Origin of the sequence: Nocardia sp. Root136 (assembly GCF_001427185.1) — a bacterium.
Lineage (GTDB): Bacteria > Actinomycetota > Actinomycetes > Mycobacteriales > Mycobacteriaceae > Nocardia > Nocardia salmonicida.
This window is the reverse complement of the sequence record NZ_LMFE01000006.1, coordinates 1-5,723: the sequence shown is the minus strand read 5'-3', so window position 1 is coordinate 5,723 and position 5,723 is coordinate 1. Positions and strand designations below refer to the sequence as shown.

The following is a 5,723-nucleotide window of genomic DNA, read 5'->3' as shown; positions in this document are numbered from 1 at the left end:
AGCGGCAGCGGTGGCTCGGGCGGCGGAAACGGCAGCGGCTCGGGCGGCGGAAGCGGCTCCAACGGATCAGGTTCCGGCGGCGGCCAAGGATCAGGCGGAGGCAACAGCGGCAGCAATAGAAGCCTGCCGAGCGGTGGACCGAGCAGTACGCAGCCGACGACCAAATCCGCGATCAACCCGAACCTGTCCGAGGGCAGCACACCGAAAACCACCGAACGCATCGATCCGACCGCCGAGACCTCCAGCCTCGACACGACAACCCCCAACGGCGCGACCGGGCCCCTTTCCACCCTGTCGAACATGCTCAGCCAACTCACCGGCGGGTCAGGTTCCTCCGGCGCGTCGGGCGCCTCCGGCGCGAGCGGCCCATTCGGCCTGCTCGATCAGCTCGGCGCGTCGGGCGCCCTCGATGACATCAGACCCGCTGGTCTCGGAAGCGGTGGAGGCGGAGGTGGCCTACCGAGCGGCATCGGCGGCGGCGTCGACGACAAGCTCTTCCCCCGCGCGAGTCCCGTCACCACCTCCACCGAACAGACCCGCGCCGGCATCGCGACGGGCACTGGCATGACCAACGCAGGCATGCCGATGGGCATGGGCGGTTACCCGATGGGCGGCGGCATGGGTGGTGGCATGGGCGGCCAGGGTCAGCAACAGCAGCAAGAGCGCAAACGCGCGGCCTATCTCGACAGCACCGAACACCTCGATGAGGCGATCGGCGAGGACCCGCTCTCGATCCGCCCGATCATCGACCGCTGATTCCACTACTACTCTCTGCGAGCGTCCCATGCGTTTTCATGTCGTCAGCCTGCCCCACACGCAGACAACCATCGCCTATCAGCCCTGCGCGTACACCCAGAAGGCGCGCCGGTTCGCCACCATGATGACCGAGCACGGCCACGACGTCATCCTCTACGGCGGCGAGGAGAACGACGCGCTCTGCGCGGAGTTCGTGCCGCTGGTGACCAAGGCCGAGCAGGCCGAGTGGTTCGGCGGCAACGACCCGACCAAGGAGATCAGCAATCTCACCTGGGACCCGCACGATCACCATTGGCGCGTCGCGAACGCGCGCGCGATCAGCGAGATCGCCGAGCGAAAGCGGGAACGTGACTTCATCGGCGTGCTCGGCGGCTGCTGCCAGCAGGCCATCGCCGACACCCTGCCCGAACTCATGACGGTCGAATTCGGTATCGGCTACAGCGGCGTATTCGCCAAGTATCGAGTGTTCGAGAGCTACGCGTGGATGCATTCGGTCTACGGCGCGCGGACCACCGTGTCCGACGTGATGAGCGCCCGAGGCGAGTTCTATGACGCGGTGATCCCGAATTACTACGCGGTGGAGGAGTTTCCGTACTCGGCCGACAAAGACGACTACTTCCTTTTCATCGGCCGGCTGATCGAGGCCAAGGGCATTCAGGTCGCGATCGACACCTGCACGCGCCTCGGCGTGAAGCTCATTGTCGCCGGCGCGAGCGCGGGCGAGGTGCCGACCGCCGATTGTGTCGAGTACGTGGGCGTCGTCGACAGCGTCCGACGTGGCGAGCTCATGAGCCGCGCCCGCGCGGTTTTCGTGCCCACGCTGTATCTGGAACCCTTCGGTGGCGTGCACGCCGAAGCCATGCTGTGCGGTACGCCCGTCATCACCACCGATTGGGGCGTATTCACCGAAACCGTGCAGCAGGGGGTACAGGGTTTCCGCTGCCGCACCCTGCGCGAATTCTGTACGGCCGCGGAAACAGTGGACAAACTCGACTACCGCGCGATCCGCGAGTACGCGATAGGCAAGTTCTCCACCGATGCCGTCGCACCCCAGTACGAAACCTATTTCGAACGGCTACTCGACCTCTGGGACGACGGCTGGTACGCCCGCTAGCAGCCGGTTTACCGTGGTTAACATCGGGAGGGACACGAGGTTAACAGCAGGCGTCGGGTTACCGGCAGTTGTCTTCTTGGCGCAGTCGCAAATGAATGCCGTTGCCCGAGAAGTTTTTTGACGGATCAGAACTATCTTTCTCAGCATGACCGACGATGCCGCTCCCGCATCCACCGCTGTGCCGATGATCTCGATGCGCAACGTGGACAAACACTTCGGTGAACTCCACGTCCTGCGCGATATCCACCTCGACGTGCCCCGTGGGCAGGTCGTGATCGTCCTCGGCCCGTCGGGTTCGGGGAAATCTACCCTGTGCCGCACCATCAATCGCCTCGAACCGATCGACTCCGGCGACATCGCCATCGACGGCGTCACCCTGCCCGACGAGGGCAAAGCCCTCGCCGCCCTGCGCGCCGAGGTGGGCATGGTGTTCCAGTCGTTCAACCTGTTCGCGCACAAGACCATCCTCGAGAACGTCATGCTCGCCCCTACCAAGGTGCGGGGAAAGCGGAAGGACGAGGCCCGCACACATGCCCTCGCCCTGCTCGAGCGGGTCGGCATCGCCAACCAGGCCGACAAATACCCGGCCCAACTCTCCGGCGGCCAACAACAGCGCGTGGCCATTGCCCGCTCGCTGGCGATGGACCCCAAAGTGATGCTGTTCGACGAGCCGACCTCCGCGCTCGACCCCGAGATGGTCAACGAGGTCCTCGACGTGATGGTCGCCCTCGCCAAGGAAGGCATGACCATGCTCGTGGTCACCCACGAAATGGGCTTCGCGCGCCGAGCCGGCGATCGCGTCCTGTTCATGGCCGACGGCGAGATCATCGAAGACACCGCGCCCGAAGCGTTCTTCACCGCACCGACTTCCGAACGCGCGAGGGACTTCCTCGCCAAGATTCTTACCCACTGAAAACCCTGTCCCGAAGAGCTGAGGAAACCCCATGAGGATCAATCGTGCGACGCGCGTCGGAATCGGCGCAGCGGCACTGGTATTGGCAGCCACCGTCACCGCGGCCTGCGGCGGCGGTGAGAACAAGTCGGCCCTGGACAACGCCAAGGACGGCAAGCTGACCATCGGCATCAAGTTCGACCAGCCGGGTCTGGGCCTGCGCAATACCGACGGCACCTACAGCGGCTTNCGCCCTGGACAACGCCAAGGACGGCAAGCTGACCATCGGCATCAAGTTCGACCAGCCGGGTCTGGGCCTGCGCAATACCGACGGCACCTACAGCGGCTTCGACGTCGACGTGGCCAAGTCCGTCGCCGACAAGCTCGGTGTGAAGCCGGAGAACGTCACCTTCAAGGAAGCGCCGTCGGCCCAGCGCGAGACCCTGATCGAGAACGGCCAGGTCGACTTCGTCGTGGCCACCTACTCGATCAACGACAAGCGCAAGGAGAAGGTCGATTTCGGTNTGTGAAGCCGGAGAACGTCACCTTCAAGGAAGCGCCGTCGGCCCAGCGCGAGACCCTGATCGAGAACGGCCAGGTCGACTTCGTCGTGGCCACCTACTCCATTACCGACAAGCGCAAGGACAAGGTCGACTTCGCCGGCCCGTACTACATCGCGGGCCAGGACCTGCTGGTCAAGGCCGACAACACCACGATCGCCGGACCCGACTCCCTCGCGGGCAAGAAGGTCTGTTCGGTGAAGGGCTCCACCCCGGCCCAGAACATCGAGAAGAACTACCCGCAGGCCCAGCTGCAGACCTACGACACCTACTCGCTGTGCATCGAGGCGATGCGCAGCGGCGCGATCGACGCGGTCACCACCGACAACGTCATTCTCGCTGGTTACGCCGCCCAGTCGCCCGGCACGTTCAAGCTGGTGAACAAGCCCTTCACCACCGAGAAGTACGGCATCGGGGTGAAGAAGGGCCAGACCGATCTGCGGACCAAGGTCAACGACGCCATCGCGTCGATGATCACCGACGGGTCGTGGAAGGCCGCGCAGGAGAGAAACTTCGCCGGTACCGGCTTCGCCGTGCCCGCCCCGCCGACCATCGACCGCTACTAGCACCGACCGGAGGACGCGCGTCCGTGTTCGACCTGATCTCGAGATATCACTCCGAATTCCTCACCGCGTTCGGAGTAACCATCCAACTCACCGTCTTCTCCGCGATCGGCGCTCTCGTCATCGGGACCGTCGTCGCCGGCATGTGCGTATCCCCGATTCCGGTAGCGCGCTGGGTCGGCACGGCGTACGTCGCCATCTTCCGCAACACCCCACTCACCCTGATCATCGTGTTCACCTCACTGGGCCTCTACACCACGCTCGGCTGGAAACTGGCCGGTGATTCGCTGCGCGAGAACAATTTTCGCTGGGCGATCGTCGGCCTGAGTGTCTACACCGCGGCATTCGTCTGCGAATCACTTCGCGCGGGCATCAACACCGTCGCACTCGGCCAGTCCGAGGCGGGTCGTTCCCTCGGCTTCGGGTTCGCGCAGAACCTGCGGTTGATCGTGCTCCCGCAGGCCTTCCGCGCGGTTATCGCCCCGCTCGGCAGTGTGCTGATCGCGCTCACCAAGAACTCGACGGTCGCCTCGGTTGTCGGCGTCGGCGAGGCGGCGTTGCTGATGAGTTCGATGAACGAGAACGAGGCAGCCGTCCTGGCCGTCGGCGCGATCTTCGGCCTCGGCTTCATTGTGCTGACCCTGCCGACCGGCCTGTTGTTCGGCTGGCTCGCCAACCGATACGAGGTGGTTCGATGAGCACCGCATCGGTCCTGTTCGACGCGCCGGGCCCACGCACGCGGCTGCGCCACCACGTGTACTCGGTGGCCGTTGTGCTCGCCCTGCTCGCCGCCGGCTGGTCGCTCTACTCGGCGTTCGCCGAGAAGGGCCAGTTCACGGCGGCGAAATGGCGGCCTTTCCTCGACTCCGATGTGTGGGAGACCTACCTGCTACCCGGTTTGCAGGGCACGCTGACGGCGGCGGCGATCTCGATTGTCGGATCGGTGGTCTTCGGCATGATCTTCGGCGTGCTTCGCCTGTCGGATCACCGCTCGGTGCGCGCGGCCGCGGGCACTGTCGTCGAGCTCGCTCGGGCGATACCCGTATTGATCCTGATGATCTTCCTGTTCGCGGTTTTCGGCGACTACAACCTGTTCCCGTCCGAACAGCTTGCCCTGGCCGCTGTGGTGATCGCGCTGATCATCTACAACTCGGCGGTCATCGCCGAGATCGTGCGCGCCGGAATCAAGTCGCTGCCCAAGGGACAGACCGAGGCGGCGGCGGCGCTCGGGTTGCGCAAGAACCAGCTGATGCGGCTGATCCTGCTCCCCCAGGCCGTCACCGTGATGCTGCCCGCGCTCGTGTCACAGATGGTGGTCGTGCTCAAAGACACCGCGCTCGGCTACCAGATCACCTACGTGGAACTCGTGCGCTCCGGTCAGCAGGAAGGCGCCGCGCTCCAGAACACGATCTCGGCCCTGATCGTTGTCGCGTTGATCATGATCTCGCTCAACATGGCTCTGAGCTTCCTGGCGACCAGCCTGGAGAAACGGTTGCGCGCCCGCAACAAGAGTGCCAGCGCGGTGCTCGCGCCCGATTCGATCGTCACCAAGAAATAGTCACCCACCGACGCGGGGCCCGATCCGATCAGATCGGGCCCCGTCTTCTTGCGCAACCGGTGTGAGGTTCCCCCGCTGAGCCGGAGAGCGAACTATCTGGTTCCGGCTGGAACCGGCCCTGGTATCTGGCTTCGTACTCGTCTGGCGATAACCAACCCAGCCTCTTCTCGAGAGGCTGGGCGTTGTACCAGCCGTAATGGCAACGGATGCCCATACCAGCCGAGGGCCTTGAGCCCGGTCATCGAGAGCGGCGCCTCGTGGTGGGTGTTGTGGCCGATTT

The 5,723-nt window shown here is 64.7% G+C and carries 5 protein-coding genes and 3 pseudogenes; all 8 read left to right on the top strand.

The annotated features are described in order from the left end of the window. A pseudogene (locus ASD42_RS34775) lies at positions 1–756 on the top strand (hypothetical protein); the annotation flags it as partial. 28 nt (positions 757–784) lie between these two features. Further along, positions 785–1,870, top strand: a complete 1,086-nt coding sequence (locus tag ASD42_RS17170) for a glycosyltransferase (RefSeq protein ID WP_056817886.1) — start codon at positions 785–787, stop codon at positions 1,868–1,870. Positions 1,871–2,054: 184 nt separating this feature from the next. Next, complete coding sequence (locus ASD42_RS17165) at positions 2,055–2,783, top strand: amino acid ABC transporter ATP-binding protein (RefSeq protein WP_156677500.1); 729 nt, start codon at positions 2,055–2,057, stop codon at positions 2,781–2,783. Positions 2,784–2,814: 31 nt separating this feature from the next. Then, positions 2,815–3,011, top strand: a pseudogene (locus tag ASD42_RS35330) (hypothetical protein); the annotation flags it as partial. A 1-nt stretch (position 3,012) separates the two neighbouring features. Continuing rightward, positions 3,013–3,286 (top strand): annotated as a pseudogene (locus tag ASD42_RS34435) (transporter substrate-binding domain-containing protein); the annotation flags it as partial. 1 nt (position 3,287) lies between these two features. Further along, positions 3,288–3,888, top strand: a 601-nt coding sequence (locus ASD42_RS17155) for a glutamate ABC transporter substrate-binding protein (protein WP_156677498.1), incomplete at its 5' end; no start/stop codon positions are given. 23 nt (positions 3,889–3,911) lie between these two features. Further along, a complete protein-coding gene (locus tag ASD42_RS17150) occupies positions 3,912–4,583 on the top strand; it encodes an amino acid ABC transporter permease (RefSeq protein ID WP_056817883.1) in 672 nt (223 codons plus the stop codon). Continuing rightward, positions 4,580–5,443 carry an amino acid ABC transporter permease gene (locus ASD42_RS17145; RefSeq protein WP_056817880.1) on the top strand — a complete coding sequence of 288 codons (864 nt, stop codon included), beginning with the start codon at positions 4,580–4,582 and terminating at the stop codon, positions 5,441–5,443. The genes ASD42_RS17150 and ASD42_RS17145 overlap by 4 nt, the downstream gene beginning before the upstream one ends. Positions 5,444–5,723: the final 280 nt, after the last annotated feature.